This window comes from Candidatus Zixiibacteriota bacterium (genome assembly GCA_040753495.1).
In the GTDB taxonomy this organism is placed as follows: Bacteria; Zixibacteria; MSB-5A5; order GN15; family PGXB01; genus DYGG01.
In genome coordinates, this window is the sequence record JBFMEF010000134.1 from 1 (window position 1) to 16,949 (window position 16,949).

At 51.1% G+C, this 16,949-nt stretch carries 14 protein-coding genes; 1 reads left to right on the top strand and 13 read right to left on the bottom strand.

Features of this window, described 5'->3' with window-relative positions; all coding sequences use genetic code 11:
• The 4 genes from AB1690_08775 to AB1690_08790 form a co-directional block, all read right to left on the bottom strand.
• Positions 1–446 (bottom strand): zf-HC2 domain-containing protein (locus AB1690_08775; protein MEW6015402.1); only part of this gene is annotated, 446 nt, incomplete at its 3' end.
• 3 nt (positions 447–449) lie between these two features.
• Positions 450–1,049, bottom strand: a complete 600-nt coding sequence (locus AB1690_08780; GenBank protein MEW6015403.1) for a sigma-70 family RNA polymerase sigma factor — start codon at positions 1,047–1,049, stop codon at positions 450–452.
• A 5-nt stretch (positions 1,050–1,054) separates the two neighbouring features.
• Positions 1,055–2,038 carry a DNA polymerase III subunit delta gene (holA, locus tag AB1690_08785; protein ID MEW6015404.1) on the bottom strand — a complete coding sequence of 328 codons (984 nt, stop codon included), beginning with the start codon at positions 2,036–2,038 and terminating at the stop codon, positions 1,055–1,057.
• A 32-nt stretch (positions 2,039–2,070) separates the two neighbouring features.
• The gene (locus AB1690_08790; GenBank protein ID MEW6015405.1) at positions 2,071–2,466 is read right to left on the bottom strand and encodes a hypothetical protein; all 396 of its coding nucleotides are present in this window, start codon (positions 2,464–2,466) and stop codon (positions 2,071–2,073) included.
• Positions 2,467–3,006: 540 nt separating this feature from the next.
• Between AB1690_08790 and AB1690_08795 the strand changes: the two genes are divergently transcribed.
• Positions 3,007–5,934, top strand: a complete 2,928-nt coding sequence (locus AB1690_08795) for a T9SS type A sorting domain-containing protein (protein ID MEW6015406.1) — start codon at positions 3,007–3,009, stop codon at positions 5,932–5,934.
• 370 nt (positions 5,935–6,304) lie between these two features.
• Here AB1690_08795 and AB1690_08800 read toward each other — a convergent pair whose 3' ends face one another.
• From AB1690_08800 to AB1690_08840, 9 genes are all read right to left on the bottom strand, one after another.
• The gene (locus AB1690_08800) at positions 6,305–7,450 is read right to left on the bottom strand and encodes a deoxyguanosinetriphosphate triphosphohydrolase (protein ID MEW6015407.1); all 1,146 of its coding nucleotides are present in this window, start codon (positions 7,448–7,450) and stop codon (positions 6,305–6,307) included.
• The gene (locus AB1690_08805) at positions 7,447–8,277 is read right to left on the bottom strand and encodes a hypothetical protein (protein MEW6015408.1); all 831 of its coding nucleotides are present in this window, start codon (positions 8,275–8,277) and stop codon (positions 7,447–7,449) included. The genes AB1690_08800 and AB1690_08805 overlap by 4 nt, the downstream gene beginning before the upstream one ends.
• The gene (locus AB1690_08810; protein ID MEW6015409.1) at positions 8,274–9,920 is read right to left on the bottom strand and encodes a lamin tail domain-containing protein; all 1,647 of its coding nucleotides are present in this window, start codon (positions 9,918–9,920) and stop codon (positions 8,274–8,276) included. The genes AB1690_08805 and AB1690_08810 overlap by 4 nt, the downstream gene beginning before the upstream one ends.
• Positions 9,914–11,527 (bottom strand): hypothetical protein, encoded by a 1,614-nt coding sequence (locus tag AB1690_08815; protein MEW6015410.1) that lies wholly within the window; start codon positions 11,525–11,527, stop codon positions 9,914–9,916. The genes AB1690_08810 and AB1690_08815 overlap by 7 nt, the downstream gene beginning before the upstream one ends.
• Entirely contained in the window at positions 11,524–12,963 is a 1,440-nt protein-coding gene (locus AB1690_08820) for a sigma-54 dependent transcriptional regulator (GenBank protein MEW6015411.1), read from the bottom strand. Before AB1690_08820 ends, AB1690_08815 begins: the two co-directional genes overlap by 4 nt.
• Positions 12,960–15,107, bottom strand: coding sequence for a ribonuclease R (gene rnr / locus AB1690_08825; GenBank protein MEW6015412.1), 2,148 nt, complete (start codon positions 15,105–15,107; stop codon positions 12,960–12,962). Before rnr ends, AB1690_08820 begins: the two co-directional genes overlap by 4 nt.
• Before the next feature lie 176 nt (positions 15,108–15,283).
• On the bottom strand, positions 15,284–15,862 hold the full coding sequence (locus tag AB1690_08830) for a hypothetical protein (GenBank protein MEW6015413.1): 579 nt from the start codon (positions 15,860–15,862) through the stop codon (positions 15,284–15,286).
• A gap of 37 nt (positions 15,863–15,899) precedes the next feature.
• A complete protein-coding gene (locus tag AB1690_08835) occupies positions 15,900–16,412 on the bottom strand; it encodes a hypothetical protein (protein MEW6015414.1) in 513 nt (170 codons plus the stop codon).
• The gene (locus AB1690_08840) at positions 16,409–16,948 is read right to left on the bottom strand and encodes a hypothetical protein (protein MEW6015415.1); all 540 of its coding nucleotides are present in this window, start codon (positions 16,946–16,948) and stop codon (positions 16,409–16,411) included. The genes AB1690_08835 and AB1690_08840 overlap by 4 nt, the downstream gene beginning before the upstream one ends.
• Position 16,949: the final 1 nt, after the last annotated feature.

Genomic DNA, 16,949 nt, shown 5'->3' on the forward strand with positions numbered 1-16,949 from the left:
ACCCCTCCGCCTGCCGTCGCCTTCATCTCGTCTTTTTCCGTGCCTCTTTCTTCTTCAACCGCATTTGAGGGCGACGTAACTGGGCTATCTTTCTTGTACCATCCTTCATAGTATGAAATGAACGCCACCAGCACTATGGATGCCGCGACCGCCGCGAACCGTACCCAGCTCTCGGAGCGTCTCTTGCTCCGTACGTCGACAATATCCGCCGGAGGACCATCCGGTATCCCGGCAAGTATCTTCTCTTTGCTCCCTTCCCAGTACTCGGCGTTTCCCTCAAACTGAAAGTCTTCCGCCATGCTTTCCAACTTTTTCATCTGCTCGAACTGCCGACGGCACTCCGGACAGCCGATAAGATGATTCTCCACTTCTCCCATCTTTCCGCGGGTGAGACGACCGTCAAGATACTTGCCCAGCAAGGCTCGTATTTTGTCGCATTCTTTCATATTTTACAGAAGGTCCTTAAGTGATTCTATCAACTTTTGCCGCGCCCGGTTAAGACGCGAATCGACCGTCCCGACAGTTATCCCCAGTTCCCGGGCAATCTCCTCATAACTCAGTTTCTCAAAACTCCTTAATATAAATACGGCGCGGAAGGGCGCCGGAAGCCCTTTCACCGCCGCTATGAATCTTTTCTCGTTTTCCTTATCCAGAAGTTCTTCGAGCGGGTTCATCGCCGGCGACGCCTTCTCCAGCAGGAAATCATCATCTTCCCCGACCGGCATCTCCCGCAGCTCCCGCTTTAACTGGTTGATAGCCAGATTTCGAGCGATGGCAGAAATCCAGGGGTAAAAGGGACGGTCTTTCTCAAAGCGCGCCAGCGATTGATAAGCTTTCACAAACGCTTCTTGAACAATATCTTCGGCGCTGTCGAACCTTCCTACCATCAAGTAAACCATTCGAAAAACCTTCCTTTGATATTTGACTATCAACCTGCCGTAGGCATCACGGTCCCCGCCGCAGGCAGATTCCACCAGGCGGCGGTCATCAACCTCATCACCTCTATTATTTACCCGGCTCGGCTCGTTTTCTTCCCGGAAAATTTTCATCAATCCTACGCTTTTTTGCCGGACATGCGGCAGATATTCAAAATCAGTCTCTCCAACACCAGTTTCTCCGGCTTAATATTTCCGCGCAAGTCGCGGTCGGCTTCGGACAGCAGAAGTATAATATCTTCTACCTGGGCGTTGTCGAATCGTGCCGCCTGTTGACGATACTTGCCGGTCATCCATTTCCGAAATGGCGGCAGCGGCTTCTCATTCTTGACAAAATATAGCTCCTGAAAATGATTACTCAACCAGAAAAAAACGCCCGATTCTTTCTCGCCGCTGTTGAGCATATTTTCCAGCATTGCCAGAGCCTGGTCAAAATCGCCCGCGGCCACATAGTCGCCCAGTTCAAAGACTTTGAACGCCTGGTAATCGGCGCTGAGACAAGCCACATCTTCACGGCTGATCTTTCCCCCTTCACCGGCATAATTGATAAGTTTATTTATTTCCTCGGTCAGCCCCCCCATATCACCGGCGCTCAGCTCCAGCAGAAGTCTTACCGCCTCTCTATCAATCTCAATCTTATGCTCCGCCAGAGTTGAAACTATCTTACGCTCCGCGACATCGCTGCGGACTTTTCCGAATTCCACTTCCGCCGTCTTCTTAATCAGAAGTTTTATTGCCGCCGCATCTTTCTTGTACTTGGCAGCCGGTGTCACCAAAATTACAACCCGGTTGGGGTCGGGCGGGCTCAGAAGCGACAATATCTTCTCGACTTCCGAAGGCACCAGCGATTGAATATCATTTATGGTAAAAACCTGACGTTCCCCCAGCATCGGCACTACCGCCAGTTCATTGAGAATATCCTGCAGCTTACCTTTGGCGGCAGTCAGGGTGATATGATTGACAGAGACCAGCGACTTCGGAAGAAAACAGGAAACCAGTTTTTTCTCGGCTTCCTTCATCCGATAATCTTCCGAGCCGTAGAAATAGTAAACCGGCTTAAACTTGCCGGATTCAATTTCGCGATTGAGTTCCGCCGGTGTCACAGACGGAATTTAACGGGGGGAGCGCGCTGCTGTCAATCAAAAAGGGAATCTAAAGCGGGGTTGTTTTCTTTCGGTATCCAGCCGAGACTGAATTCATACTTCTCTTTGTATTCAAGGGTCTTCTTGAGCAGCTCCGTGAATTCGTACTGACAAACCGCCTTCATATTTACCTGGTTTATCAGGTCGAGGTTGGTACCATAAATATACAGCTCTTTTCCCTGAAAGAGTTTTTGATTCAGTTCGATGAACTCCAGAAGAGTCAAAAGCGAGGCATATTCGGTATGAAGCTCCTCCCCGGCAAACGGGGCTTTGAAACTGATACCGGCGTCAGGTATCGAAAAACAGACCAGCATCTTATGATTCTCGGCAGAGCTAAAACAGAGTGCCGCTTTCTCTGAGGGACGATATGCGCCAAAATAACATTCCATGCCCTACTTCAGGGCAAATTCTATGCCTTCCATCGGTCGCTTTTAGAACAGATTTAATCTATTGTAACACTAAGAGATAGGACTGCACCGACAACAGTGTCGAGCCATGGTATGAATCAATCTTCACTCTTCTGCACCGCCGGAAACAGCAAATGCGTGACTTTCCGGTCATCTGGATGGCCCCATAAATCAGTTTATTGGCTCAATTCACGACATCAGGTTCAACCGATATTTTATGCACTTTCCATCGAACTTGCCTGCCGGAGGTTCGTCTATATTGTACTATAAATCCTTGTGGTCGGAGGGAAAGTGCAAACCGTTAAATTGGCTATCATTTTCACTGCAATCTCGATTTGTCTGCCGGTATTATCACCATCTCGCTCATTATATCCTGGAGAATTACAGAGACCATCCAAATCGCCATCCACAGCGAGCATAAAACTCACGGAAGATACTGAAAGCGACCCGGACATCAATTGGCCTGTTTATGCAGCCCTGCAGCAAACTGCGGAAGTCTCCGCATCTTTTGATTGTTTCGGCATGTTTGGCGCAGGTGGCGGAAACGGGCACTATCTGACCGCCGCCGGTTGGCCCCGGGCTTCATTTATGTCCCCGCCCGGAAGCAACAAGGAGTATCTCTTTGCCGGCGCAATCTGGGTAGGTGGCATCCTCAACGGCGATACTCTGGTTTCGGTTGGCTACGACGGCTGGCAGATTATCCGTGAAATGAACCCGCCCGGGAGACCACCACAACCGAGCATATCAAGAATAGACTATCTCTCTGATTTCACGATGAGAGCTCTTTTCACCGATACGATAGCGCCTTCCGACAGTCCCTATGGTCCTTTCCCCTTCCAGCCTTATGACCCGATGTATCTCAGAATCTCGAGCCGAAGTCATGTAATTCGAAATGAATTATATGAGATGATAATCCTGTATGATATTGTCATCACCAATGTCGGGCGCGATACCATTAAAGATGCCTGTGTTGGATTCTATTTCGACAGTGATGTCGGCATCTACCCCAATGCTGAAATCCATTCGGACGATATTGCCGGCTCCATACCGGAACTTAAAATCGGATACATTATCGACAATGACGGTGACCCGGAGAATGGAATTTACACCGATAACAGTGTCATCAGAGCCTTCGCGGCGAAGATTCTAAGAACATCTTTTGCGCCCTCCAGCAATAATTTCAACTGGTGGGTTTCTAACTTGGAACCTCTCCGGGATTACGGTCCCCGTCAATGCGGCACTATTGAATACCCTTTCAGAGATTTCGGTGGATTTCTCGGCACCCCGGAAGGCGACCGGAATAAATATTATATCATGACCCATCCCGAGTGGGATTTTGACCAGATTCGCCTGGCGGCTCCGGAGACGCTCGATTCCTGTTGGATTTTGCCTATCGACGGCGGCACCGACATAGCCAATGGATTTGATGCCAGATTTCTTCTTTCCGCGGGAGCTCAAACTCTCCCTCCTGATTCCAGCCTACGCGTCATCTTGACGACTTTCACCACTACCTGGGTTCATTGGGACCCCAACAATTTCGGCCGCAACCTGAATAAACCAGATTCCTTCTTGAGCAACCTTAGGCTGTACGGTCTCATCGAGAACTCCTGGTGGGCTGATTTTATGGTCGATTCTCTTATCGACCCCTTCTTTCCTGTCATTGGATTGTCGGTTTTATATCATAACGGAGACTCCGCCATTCTTGAATGGGACCCCTGGGTCTTTGACGATATCAACTCCTATCGCCTCAATCTCTATGAACTTCCGCTCGACTCCCTGCCTCACCCTGGCGCCATCCCACCCTGGTTAAAACCGACCACTCCGGCCGAATTCTATGAACTGCCATCGTTCCATCATACACTCTCCGGACTGACGCCAAATTATCCTTACCTGGCAGCGGTGGCGCATATGGTCGGAGACCGGGTCGGCGCTGAAAGCGCGCCGGTACTGCTTTTTGAGCGCCACGAGCCGCCAACTCCGAAGAGCGAGTATATCTTTGTGTCTGATGGTGAACCGGCCGTCCTGGAATGGCTGCCTCCGTCCGGTATTGATATCGACCATTATAATATCTACCGATTTGCCGACAGCGCCGCCGCCAACACCCGCTATCATCGTTTCTATGATAAAGGGGATGCCCTTGGCAGATTAACTCCCGTTGATACCGTCGTTATTGACGATACCTTGTACTTCTATTACGCTATGGAAATCTATGCCCGGGTTGACTCCGGCGTTCATTTCTTCACCGAAAATGATATCGCGGAAGGCGCCATTTATATACTGACCGCGGTTGACAAGTACGGCTTTGAGTCCGAATTTTCACGACCTGTCACCACTCATTTCAGAACTTTGCGAACTCGCGATATTCTGGTTCTCACTAATCGCTCCAAACTGCCGGCGCTGGTGAATTACGACACGGTCAAGAATTTCTATCAATCGCTGCTGACTGGTTATGATTATCAGATTTACAATCTCTATGATTCCCTCTTCCGACCTCCCTGCGATTCCACCGTCTGCTTCCACTGGCGCGAGATGATGCCCTTTCGACTGGTCATTGCTGACGACCTGCTTTTGAATTTTCTGGTCCGGGATACCGACGTTGATTCCACGCTGCATAAACTCTGTCTGTCCGGTGGGCATCTTGCCCTCTTTGGCGGACTGCAGTCGCCATTCTGGAGCGTCGAGGAAGACTTCTACGGATATTGTGCCTTTGATAATCCGCTCCTGACGCCTTTCTTCGATGTTGATTCCTCTTTTGTTACCGGAGGGTATTATTTTTATAATTCCCCCAATCCGGATTATGATTCTATCAGCGCCTTTCTCTACGCCGAATCTACCGACCCGGATATCCCCTCCATCGCCTTCGATACTACCCGCAATCCTTTCCTTTCCCTGTTAAAATTATTTTGGCCCCCCGGAACTGCGCCGTATGCTTCTTCCTTCAAAATCAAGGAGGGCGCCCAGGTAACGCACCTCTTCCGCTCCCGCGACCCCGGGACATCGCTTCAGGAAGGCAATCCGGTCGGCGTTATCACCCGCGGTCCGGCGGCGACTACCTATCTTTTCGGCTTCCATCTCTGGTATATGAAACCTGACCAGGCGCGCGCCTTGATTGACTATATAATGAACGACATCCCTCTGAATGTTGCGGACACCCCTGATAATCTTCTGCCGAACAACTTCACTGTCTCCCAGAATTTTCCCAACCCTTTTAATCCGAGTACTGTCATTCAATTCGAGCTCCCCCGCGCCGCCGATATCACTCTGGATATCTACAATATTCTGGGACAGAAAGTTATTACCTTGCTCAAAGAGCGCAAGCCGGCGGGAAAGTATCGGGTGGAATGGGATGGCAATAACTCCGACAGATTGCCTTGCGCCTCGGGTATTTATCTATATCGTCTCCGCGCTGGTGACCAGGCGGTGACACGAAAGATGGTTCTTCTAAAATGACGCGATAAATAGAGTGACCAATCAGATCATTCGCACAGGTTAGCGGTTCCTTTCAGCAATTAGATTTACTCAATCCTCAGTAAGACTAGGAATGTATGGTGGTGCTCTGGGGTGTCACTGCCGTGACTGAGGTCTATAGATAAATCTGGAGCTCTTGCTTCAATGACTGACAGTTCAAGGCATTTTAGCATTCCCATATAATGAAAACAATTCCCACCCACACCCAAGATTCAACCGCAACTTAGATTATTCTAACTCGTAGACTGCGATTTTTTCAGCCGTTTAGCTCGTAGTCTGCGAGGTGAACCCTCGAGAGAGGCTTGAAATAATCATGATATAACCGATACCGCGCCCCTTCGCCCTTCGAACCTTACTTCAGCTCCTCATACATCTTCAGCGCATACCGGTCAGTCATTCCGGCGATAAAATCGGCTATTATCAACTCCCGCGGCTCTTTCCCCAGACGGAGCTTGAATTTGCCGTGAAGCCGTGATGGCTCCTCTTTATATCGTTGAAAGAGGGTAGCAATTACCTTCCGGGCGTCGTCCGACATCGCCTGCAGTCGCGGATGCCGATACATTTTCTCCGAAAGATACCGCTTCAATTCCTCCACTCGCGCGGCAACCGAAGAAGAAAAGGATATTATCGGTTGACGGCAACGCCGGACGGCGTCAAGGGAGTCAATTTCATACCGGTCGATATTATTCGAGGTTTCAGTGATCAAATCGGTTACCTGCCAGTCCACCAGAAGACGTACCAGGGAATGCCGTCGCAATTTCGGGTCAAGTTCGCGCCACAGTTTTTCCGATTCGCGCACGGCATCCTTAAAAATCGGCACCTGCTCCATATCCGTCCGGTCCAGAATTCCCGACGAAAGCCCGTCATCAACATCATGGCTGTTATAAGCAATAGAATCGGCAATATCGACCAGCGCCGCTTCCAGGGTCGGTTTTTCATCCGGCGGAAACTCGTCAGTCAAGATTTGCGGCGACCAGGTTTCATGCTTGATAATTCCTTCGCGCACTTCATAGGTGAGATTCAGTCCCGGAAAATCGGGATAACGGCGCTCCAGAAAATCGACCACCCGCAACGATTGCCGGTTATGATTAAAACCCCCGAATGCAGCCATCAACTCGTCTAAAGCATCTTCGCCGGAATGCCCGAAAGGAGTATGCCCCAAATCGTGCACCAGCGCGATCGCCTCAGCCAGATCTTCATTCAAGCCCAACGCCCGCGCGATTGTCCGGCTGATTTGCGCGACTTCTATGGTATGAGTCAGCCGTGTCCGATAATGGTCGCCTTCGTGATTAACAAAGACCTGAGTCTTGTATTCCATCCGACGGAACGCCGCGGAATGAATGACCCGGTCGCGGTCCCGTTGATAGGCAGTGCGCAACGGATGCTCCCGCTGGGGATATTTGCGTCCTTTAGTCCTCGATGAGCAAGCGGCGTACGGCGCCAGAATCCGGCTTTCATAGTCCCTGACCCTTTCGGCCGGTTTGCGAGAATCGCTCATCGCTCCGTTCCTTTTTTCGCTGGAGAAAAGCTATACCTCAGCGCCGCATTGTGGCTGAACCCGAGAGCCGGATGATACGAGGCAGCATAACTTATGGCAAATCCGCTGTAATATATCTCTACCCCGCCGCCGTAAGTCAGAGGATTGCCGGTGATATTCCAGATAAGCGCATGAGCATCCATCAGTCGGATATATTGCGCCATTGCCAGACGTGGTTTCTCCGACTTTTCCAGTACCGCCTTTCCCAGAAGAGAAACCCTCGGACCGCCGGTCATTTCAGCCAGAAATGATGTAATGACATTCTCGCGGGGCGCGTTCTTGTCCAACCGCGGCTGATTGATATTATCGAACGAAACCGCCAGTCGCAAAATGTCATATTTGAAACCGCCGCCGAGACCAAAAGCCACCTCGCTGAAATTTCCGTACCCTTCGCCTATTTCTATCGACTTCGCCGAAACGGAGGCTCCCATCGAGATTAAGCCTGCATAATACGATACCGAGCCGCGATTGACCCGCTCCAGATAGTAATCATCCTTACCTCTTTGTGAAACGCCGGCGGCGAGGGAAAAATCACCCAGCCGATATCCGGCGGAAAGATAGATACGATCCAGGTCGGAAAGTTCGAATCGCCTTTCAAATCCCGATTCTATGGCAAAGGAGTTTTGGCCAAGATAGACCGCGGGGTAGTCGACGATATCGCCGGCGACCGGAGCAGATAGAAGTACTGCGCCTCCGGCGGCGACGCGGCGGGAGGAGCCGATTTCAAATCCGTCGGCGGAAATAAACAGCGACAAAACCAGTATACCTGTCAGAAGAAATCTTCTCATGGCGCTATCACCACGGTCTGCTTGAATTGCGCCCGGTTATGTACTTCGGCATAGATAATATATATCCCGACCCGGAGCCGAAGATTGTCGTCCGATTTGCCGTCCCAATAAACGACCCCATCAAGCGCCGGCATATTATCGAGAATGGTCTTGACCAAACGGCCTTCGGTATCATAGATGCGGATGGTCATATTCTCGCCGGGTGGCATCGAAAAAGTTATGGCGGTCTGCCGGTCTCTTGACGGTGAGAATGGATTCGGTTCAACTTTGAGACTTATAGCGGAAGCTGACGCCTGATAATAGACTTGGTTCATCTTTCCCGGCGTTCCGCCGGGTTCAATGGAACGTCCCCACTGCTCTGTTTTCCCCGCCTCTTCGCCCCGCGACCAGCTGTAATTGTCGGGATAAACTGAGCCGTAACGAAAACTGTCCGCGGGGAAATTGCTCGAATCATAGAGGCGAACCTGGTCAACACCATTATTCAGTTCCGCCCAACTCGATGGCTGCACCACGGGAATGGCATTATCGCCATAGAAGGCGCGAAAGGCGGCACTGTCCTGCGCCAGTATCAGATACTCCCCCGCTTCCAAGGTACGGGCTCCCGACAGGATAAGATTCAGACGCAACGAATCGCCGACTTTCCATCCGGCAAGGTCAATGGTCGAATCGGTGCGGTTCTTTATTTCGACCCACTCAGAAGAAAGCGGAGGTCTGGGATACGGCATAAATTCGTTTATTATAAGCGGCGGAAATTCCTCTCCGGTGGCTCGCGCCGATTTTATATTATTTTCGGGTCGTTCATCGTCAGGCAATTGCGCCAGTACTGTCGGATAGATGCCTTCAAGCGTCAGGACATCGGAAAATTCAATCGTGTCATAAGGAGAAAGATTGAAAAGAGAGTATGTCGTTATAAGGTCTCCTTCATTGACCACAGAATCCCTATCCAGGTCATAGTAAAATTTCAGATCAGAAGAAGCGATTTCATCCGTGCCGCTATTGGCGACTGTAAAGCGAAGAGTTGTGCTGCCGGCGCCGGCCGGATAGGCGCTTAAAGATACAAGCGATAAATCATTTCTTCGCGGCGTAATGGAATTCATCTCGCCCGGCGTGCCGCCGCGCGGGTCGGTGGAATTGCTAATGGTCGCCGAGGTCGGGGAGAATCGCTCCCAGGAAACACCGTCGGCGCCATTCTGATTCCAGACAAAGGACGACTTGGTGGAGCCGCCAAACCTGAGTATTATCTGCCCGGTATCGTTGGTCAACGACATGGCGGTCAATTGATTAATCGGATAAAATTCCTTAGATAAGTCGTCACCCCAGACGCCGGTATTATTCCCCCAGATTTCTTCAAATCCCGGAACCGTTCCCGATGTCGCGAATCTTCGGCAGAGAATATAATACTGTCCACCGGTGATGACGTCATCAGGAAGCAGAAGCAAGGTTCCGTTGATTTCGAGAGTGTAGTTGGAGAGGCTTTTGACGCTGTCGGAATTATTGAAAATTTCTATCCATTCCAGAGTCACCTGCGAACCCGGTTCATTGGCCATGACTTCGTTAATTATCAGGTCGGCGTTTACCGAGCGTCCTAAACCACAGACCAGGAAAAAAACAGCAAAACCGATGATGACCCTTGCTTTCACCATCTCATTTGCCCTTCCAGAAAGGCGGAATGACGATTCTTATCATCGGCGCCGCGGCTGTAGCGATAGGTATATTTGGCGCTCATATCAAAATTGGGGTTCAGCGATACTGTCTCCATAATATATCCGTACAGGTAGTCGGTCTGCCCGGTATTCAGATTAAACCTGTCAAGGTTCAGCCATACCTCAACCTGTCCAAACTGCGCCAGATTCTTTCGCGCTTTGATAAAATAGGAGAGAAACTCCTTCTCGGTTTTATCCCGACTGTAGCCGAAATAGGTCCGCAGGAAAACGTCATCCAATTTGTATTGAAATTCCATCCTGGTTTCACTGGAGCTCGGCGCACCGATTATCTCATCATAACTGTTGTGGAAAAAATACAGACGAATAGAGGTCGCCGCGGACAATTCTCTTTCGAGATAGCTCGATAACCGTCCCTGGCTGGAAAAACGGTCGGCGCCGAACCGCTGGAGAGAGATATTATGACGCCAGCGGCGGCCGAATCTGGTGTCGCCCCGAAGAAGAAATCCGGCTTGATTGTTGCGCCGGTCGGAGAATGAAAAAGCGATTTCGTCAATCTCGACGGACCGGCTGGTCGAACCGGCCCGTGCACCACCCATTATATTGATAAAATCATCATCATATTTCCACACAGCCAATCGCAGCGCTGTCGGTGCGACTTTAAATTTCGATTCCAGTACAACTGCCGGAACTACCGTCTTCGACTCTTTCTGTGACGCCGCTTCCAGCGAAATTTCGTTTGTCCGATACTTATAATTGAAATAGAATCCATACTGGTAGTGATAATAGTTTTCATCCAGAGTTCTGTTTTTCAGCACGGCGCCAAGGGCAATCGCCTCAAAGCGGAAGCGCTTCAGATTGCGCTCAAGAGATATGGCGGTTGCGCTCAGGCGATGACGGGCGTCGCGGTCGTAGTGAAAAAGCCATCGCGCTGTTTCGTTCCGGCGACCGCCTTCAAGATAGATTCCGTTAAAGCCGCGGAATTCTGGAACCAATATTGATTCCTCCGTCGAGTTATCAGTACGGGAGAACAGGCCGCCGCGATACCCCACAGTCAGCCCCAGACCAAATCGCGCGGTGAAGTTACCAATGGTCATTCTGTGGATGGGTCCATTGTCGCTTTTCATTACAAGCGACCGCTCATTGAGAACCGGCTCTGAGGTATAATCGTCTTCCCCGCGCACAAGCACTTTCCAATCCGGGTGAAATGACGATCGGAGATAAAAGCGGTTCTCGGCATCGCCCTCCTCCGCAAGTTCCTGGTAACGTCGCAGTCTCAGAAAATGCATTGCCTCGGGTCGTCGCGCTGCCTCGATCTGTTCCGTTTCCATCGGGGTAAACATGGTCGGGTCGTCTGTCAGAAAATAACCGAAATCGGTGAGTTCCTCCAGCAGAAACTGATTGGTGCTGTCTATGCCGGTCTCCAGAATTTCCAGCAGATTCTGATAAGTTTGATAATCGATATCTCCTTTGAGGTACGCCTCAAAAAGCTCGTCTCTGGATGAATAAAGATTCCCTCCCAGATTCTGCGCGGAAAGGGAAATAGCCGCGCCCAGCAGCAGGACCGCTATGATGGTGCCTGTTTTCAATTCAGATGGTATTGTTTTATTTTTCTGTAAAGAGTTCTCTCGCCGATTCCCAGTTTTTGGGCGGCCGCTTTTCTGTTGCCGCCGGTTTCCCGCAGCACCTCGGCAATAAGCTGCCGCTCCATATCCTGCATTGAGCCACCCGTCTTCCCCGAAAAGGAGGTCCCGCGCTCGAACTCGCCATTGATTCCGTTTTGTGACGGCAGGTTAGCGGTAATCAGGTCGCGAAGCATTCTAATCTCGTTTCCCAGGGAAAGAAGCGCCCGATATATCAGCTCATGCCCCGCTTCCTCCGGTGTATGGCCCGTCGCTACCGGCAGATTCTTTTGCGAAATTCCCTGCTCCCGGACAAACTGCTCCACTTCCCGCTCCGTTATTTCATCGCGCCGATGAAGCGCTCCCATACGAGTAACGAAGTTGCGCAGTTGCCGCACATTGCCGGGCCAGTCGTAGCGAAGAAGCGTCTCGACCGCCCCATCGGTGAATCCTTTCAGATTCTCCCGAGAAGCAAAATGAAAAAGCAGCGGTAGAATATCTTCTCGTCTCTCATATAGCGCCGGAAGCATAATCTTAACCACACCCAGACGAAAATAAAGATCTTCTCGAAATTGCCCCTCTTTTATCGCCTCGGTCAGGTCGCGATTGGTGGCGGCAATTACCCGCGCATCGGAACGGGCCGGTTTATCGCCGCCGACCGGATAGAATATCCCGTCTTCCAGCACTCGCAGAAGTTTCACCTGCATATCCGGTCTGGTTTCGCCGATTTCGTCAAGGAAAATGGTTCCACCATTAGCTTGAACAAAAAGCCCCTCCCGTTTGCCGACCGAACCGGTGAAAGCGCCTTTCTCGTGCCCGAATAACTCAGATTCCAGCACGCCTTCCGCCAGCGCCCCGCAATTCACCGCGACAAACGATCCCGAAGAACGCGATGAATTCTCATGTATCGCCCGCGCCACCAGTTCCTTGCCGCTTCCCGAGGGTCCGATAATCAATATCGAAATATCGGTCGGAGCAATCTTCTCTATTGTTTCCGCCACCAGTTTCATCTGCTCCGAGCGCCCCACAATTTGGAATTTTCTCAGAAGCGCTTTCTGATGATATATCTGCTTTATCTTCTCTTCCAATCTTTCCATTCCGGCGTCGAGGGAAATGGAGCCGTCGTAGAATCCATCATCAGCCGCAACCGGCGACGGCTGAAACCGTCGCAAAAGCCAGATATCAGTCAGAGGGGAGCGCAGTCGCAGTTTCCGGATGAGACCGGCATTGATACCGGGAAAATCGGCTTCAATCAGAATCAGTTCCACGGCCCGCTCTTTCAGCGCATTGTATAGGGGGGAGATATCATGATGCAATTCTCCCAGTTCGGCCAGCCGGTTTTCGAGGGACGGTTCCCGGAGCAGAGTCTCACGCCGGATAAGTGTCGCCAGCGAAGCGCTCATCGGCGGTATCTTCTCCCTTTGCGACTTTTTTTCTTGCTCCCTTCCGGCTGAATCAGATACAGATTAATTTCATTCCGCGACTTATCCACCGACATTACCCCGACACGAACGGTATCGCCTAAACGGAAAATTCTGCCGGTGGCGTTACCCACCAGCCGAAAATGCTTGGGGTCGAATTTGTAGTAATCATCTTCCAGGGTCGATAGACGAACCATTCCTTCGGCGCCGATATCGGCCAACCGCACAAAGAAACCGAAGTTCAGAATGCCGGAAATTACGCCGTTATATTCCTGGCCTATCTTTTCCGCCATATAGGCGACCTGCTTCACTTTAATCGCCTCGCGCTCGGCCGCTTCGGCGTTTCGTTCAGTTTCAGAGCAGTGTCGCCCGACATTGGTCAGAATGGCATCAATTCTCTTATACAGCTTCTCCGGGTAACGACCTGTTTTCAGCTTCTTGAGAAGACGGTGCACAATCAGGTCGGGGTAGCGGCGAATCGGCGATGTAAAATGAGTATAATGCGAAAACGCCAGCCCGAAATGGCCTATATTCTGCGGCTGATAAACCGCCTTTTTCATCGAGCGAAGCATCAGCTCATTCAAAAGCTCCTCTTCCGGTTTCCCCTTTATCTTATCGAGAAAGCGGGCGAACTGAAGCGGCTTCATATGGTCGCTGACCGGAAAATTGTACCCCAGGGTGGAGACAAGATAAGAGAACGCTTCCAGTTTTTCCAGGTCCGGTTTATCATGCACCCGGTAGAGGAACTTTTGCCCGAGGCGGAAAACATGCAGCGCCACCACACGATTGGCGGCAAGCATGAATTCCTCAATGAGACGATGCGATTCCAGTCTCACGCGGTTACCGATTTCGACTATCTCACCGCGCGAGTTAAGAATTATCTTCGCCTCCGGCAGGTCGAAATCGAGAGACCCTTCCAACATCCGCTTTCTGGTCAGAACAGCCGCGAGCTGCCGCGCCAGAGAAAGGTTTTCGGCAACCTTACCCATTCCGTCTGATGACTGCCCCTTATCAAAATATTCCTGGACCTCTTCGTATGACAGTTTGGCGCGGGAATTTATTACCCCCTCAGTGATTTCGTAGCCGAGGACTTTCCCATTATCGTCAAACTCGATAATAGTGGCATAGACCAGCCGTTTCCGGTTCGGCTTCAAAGAGCAGAGGTCATTTGACAACTTTTCCGGCAGCATCGGGATAACCGAGCCGGGAAGATAAACCGAGTTGCCGCGACGGAAGGCTTCCTTATCCAGTTCGCTTCCTTCCGGCACAAAGTGGGACACATCGGCGATAAAAACCCCCAAACGATAACCGCGCGCGGTCTTCTGCACCGAGATGGCATCATCATGGTCTTTGGCATCTTCCGGGTCGATGGTATAGATTGTCTCACCGGTAAAATCGCGACGTCGCCCTATTTCGTCCTGGCTAAAAAGCTTCTCAGCCATCTCCACCTCGGCCATTACTTCCGGGCGAAATTTATCGGCAAGTTGATAATTACGAATCACCGTCAAAAGGTCAACCCCCGGCTCATACGGCATCCCCAGACGCTCCGTTACCTCCCCTTCCGGATTAGTCAGATAATCTTCCCATTCGCTGACGCGAACCACCACCTTTTCGCCGTCACGCGCCTTACGAGAATACTGGTTGGGGATATAGATATCCCGATGAATCTTGCGGTCGTCAGGAACGACATAATTGAAATTCTTCTTGGCGCGGAAGGTGCCGACTATATCGCGCCCCGAGCGCTCAATCACTTTAATCACCTTTCCCGAGAGTTCATCCTCAGGACCGGTCCCGACCCGCACCATAACTTTGTCGCCGTCAAGCGCCGTAAGAGTGTCATCCGGAAGAATCACGACCGGTTCGCCAGCCTCAGTCGTAATCGTGCCGTACCCGCCTTTGGAAATGGAGATGTTTCCTATTACAAGGTTGAGCGCCGCCGGTACGCCGAGGCGATTGCTCTTAAGGAGCACCAACCGCCCCGACTCGGTAAGCTTGCGCACCATGGTTCGAAATGCGGAGTAATCGCGCTCAGCAATGTTAAGGGCTTTGGCAAGATCTCGAACCTTCAGCGGCCGTCCCGCCTTATAGGCGAGAAAATCAATAATGAATTGTTCATTTGGTATCATGATTATATATATCGAATTATACGATTGGAAGTCAAGTCGAATCTGTCAGAAAATATGCCATAATGGCAGTATTCGCATAAGATATTTAACAGTAATTGGTTAGGCTTATCAACTGTCTTTCAAAATGAAAAGGCAGGCTAATAGCCTGCCTTCTCTTTATGAGGAAGGGGATAAACTTACATCCGACGGCACGGGAAGTCGCAGTTCATTCTGTGGCCATGCGGCCCGCTTCCATCGCAGCTTCCCCAGCCTCTGCCGTCTTTTTGACCGGCTCGGCCCGGACCGTCACCGCGCCCCATACCGGGTCTCAATTCCTGAAGTTTCTTCAGTTGCTCAGCATTCAGGACTGCGGAAACTCTCTGGCGATGCTGATACTGCATCTTGCGCATCTCGGTTTTTAAGGCTCCTACCTTATCGATGGCGGCAAGGACTTCCTTTTCCGGAGCGTTGGAGATTCTCAGATGACGAAGCTTGACCTGGGCTTTCTCCAATTCAGCCTCCTTGTCGATGCGGAGGATGGCATGCTCCTCATTCATCTTCAGAATCTGCGCTTTCTGGCTCTCGTCCAGACCGATTTCATCAGCCAGGCGAAGCAGCATCCCCGGACGGCCCATATCATCATCATCAAAACATCCTGCGGGACCTCCGCCCGGATGGCCGAGACCTCGTCCTCCTCCCCGTTGACCCGGGTCGGCGGCGACATAGACTGCGCTCAGCAGGAAGGCGATGGCAGTCAGGGTGATCAGGCGTTTCATAGCATTTCTCCTTTCAAATAATGTTAAATCATTTCGCTTAAGGCTCCAGCGGCGGCATATGCTTCATGCGGAAGCCGCGCACGCTCGAAATCAATTCTCTTTCAAAGCGCTCCTCGAAAACGGTGGCTCTGCCCAGTTGCACTGCGGTTAGGATTCCGGCAATATCCTTATGGAACCGGTTTATGCTCTGGTGGCGTTTCTCCCGCAGGTCGTCAATCAGCGCCACCAACTTGCGAATTTCGTTTTCGGACGGGTTCTCGCTCTTAAGTATTTCCGCCAGTTTATCCACTTCCTTCTGGATAGATTCCGCGATCTCCCGGTCCTCTTTGCGGAAAGAGACAAAGCGAGAGATAAACCGGCTGCTCTGCTCCTCGGAGAGCTCGAGAAATTCCATCATTTTCAGCAGCCGCAGATTCTCCAGGTTGCGCGCTCGCTGTTCCGGGTCGCCGCGGCCGGCCCATTCCGGAGGTTGGGCAAAGGAGAGCGACGGCATCATTATCAGAAGGAGCGTCAGCAGAGCGCCGATATGAATGAAAGAGATTCTTTTCATAGTATATCCCCTATCTTGAAATTTTTCCTGATATATTCGAGTTCTTCTGATGATAATTCTCCCAGCAGAATATCGCCGGTATTATATCCGTAACTGCGGGCATAATCGGAAACTACTACCCGCAGGTAAGACTCATCTATGACCGGGTCGTCATCCGTCAACAACGCCGCTTCCTCCGCCATCAGAGATTCAATTGCGGAATCAATATTAGACGCCACTTGCGCCTCCGGTCCGAAACTAAAACCGGGGAACTGCAGACGATTGGCAAAAACAAGAAAAAGCAACAGCGCCATTGCTGCCGCCAGCGCGCTGTAGCGGAGGGCAAGATTATGACCGTTTTGAAGACGCTCCCGGTATTTTGAAATTTTCTCATCAAGCGCCGCCTGAAAGCCAACCGACTCCGAGGGAGTCAGGGAATGAATTTTCGATTTGCGCAGAGTGCTATCAAGCGATTGCAACTGGTCAAGAATACCGGCACAATCGCGGCAATCACCCAGGTGTCTTTTCTCCTCCGGGGTCAGAGCGCTCGCATTCATC

Coding starts and splice junctions, on each gene's coding strand:
- AB1690_08805 (MEW6015408.1), bottom strand. CDS start 8,277: ATGAGAAGATTTCTTCTGACAGGTATACTGGTTTTGTCGCTGTTTATT.
- AB1690_08780 (MEW6015403.1), bottom strand. CDS start 1,049: ATGAAAATTTTCCGGGAAGAAAACGAGCCGAGCCGGGTAAATAATAGA.
- AB1690_08840 (MEW6015415.1), bottom strand. CDS start 16,948: ATGAATGCGAGCGCTCTGACCCCGGAGGAGAAAAGACACCTGGGTGAT.
- AB1690_08795 (MEW6015406.1), top strand. CDS start 3,007: ATGTTTGGCGCAGGTGGCGGAAACGGGCACTATCTGACCGCCGCCGGT.
- AB1690_08830 (MEW6015413.1), bottom strand. CDS start 15,862: ATGAAACGCCTGATCACCCTGACTGCCATCGCCTTCCTGCTGAGCGCA.
- AB1690_08820 (MEW6015411.1), bottom strand. CDS start 12,963: ATGAGCGCTTCGCTGGCGACACTTATCCGGCGTGAGACTCTGCTCCGG.
- AB1690_08835 (MEW6015414.1), bottom strand. CDS start 16,412: ATGAAAAGAATCTCTTTCATTCATATCGGCGCTCTGCTGACGCTCCTT.
- AB1690_08800 (MEW6015407.1), bottom strand. CDS start 7,450: ATGAGCGATTCTCGCAAACCGGCCGAAAGGGTCAGGGACTATGAAAGC.
- AB1690_08810 (MEW6015409.1), bottom strand. CDS start 9,920: ATGGTGAAAGCAAGGGTCATCATCGGTTTTGCTGTTTTTTTCCTGGTC.
- rnr (MEW6015412.1), bottom strand. CDS start 15,107: ATGATACCAAATGAACAATTCATTATTGATTTTCTCGCCTATAAGGCG.
- AB1690_08790 (MEW6015405.1), bottom strand. CDS start 2,466: ATGGAATGTTATTTTGGCGCATATCGTCCCTCAGAGAAAGCGGCACTC.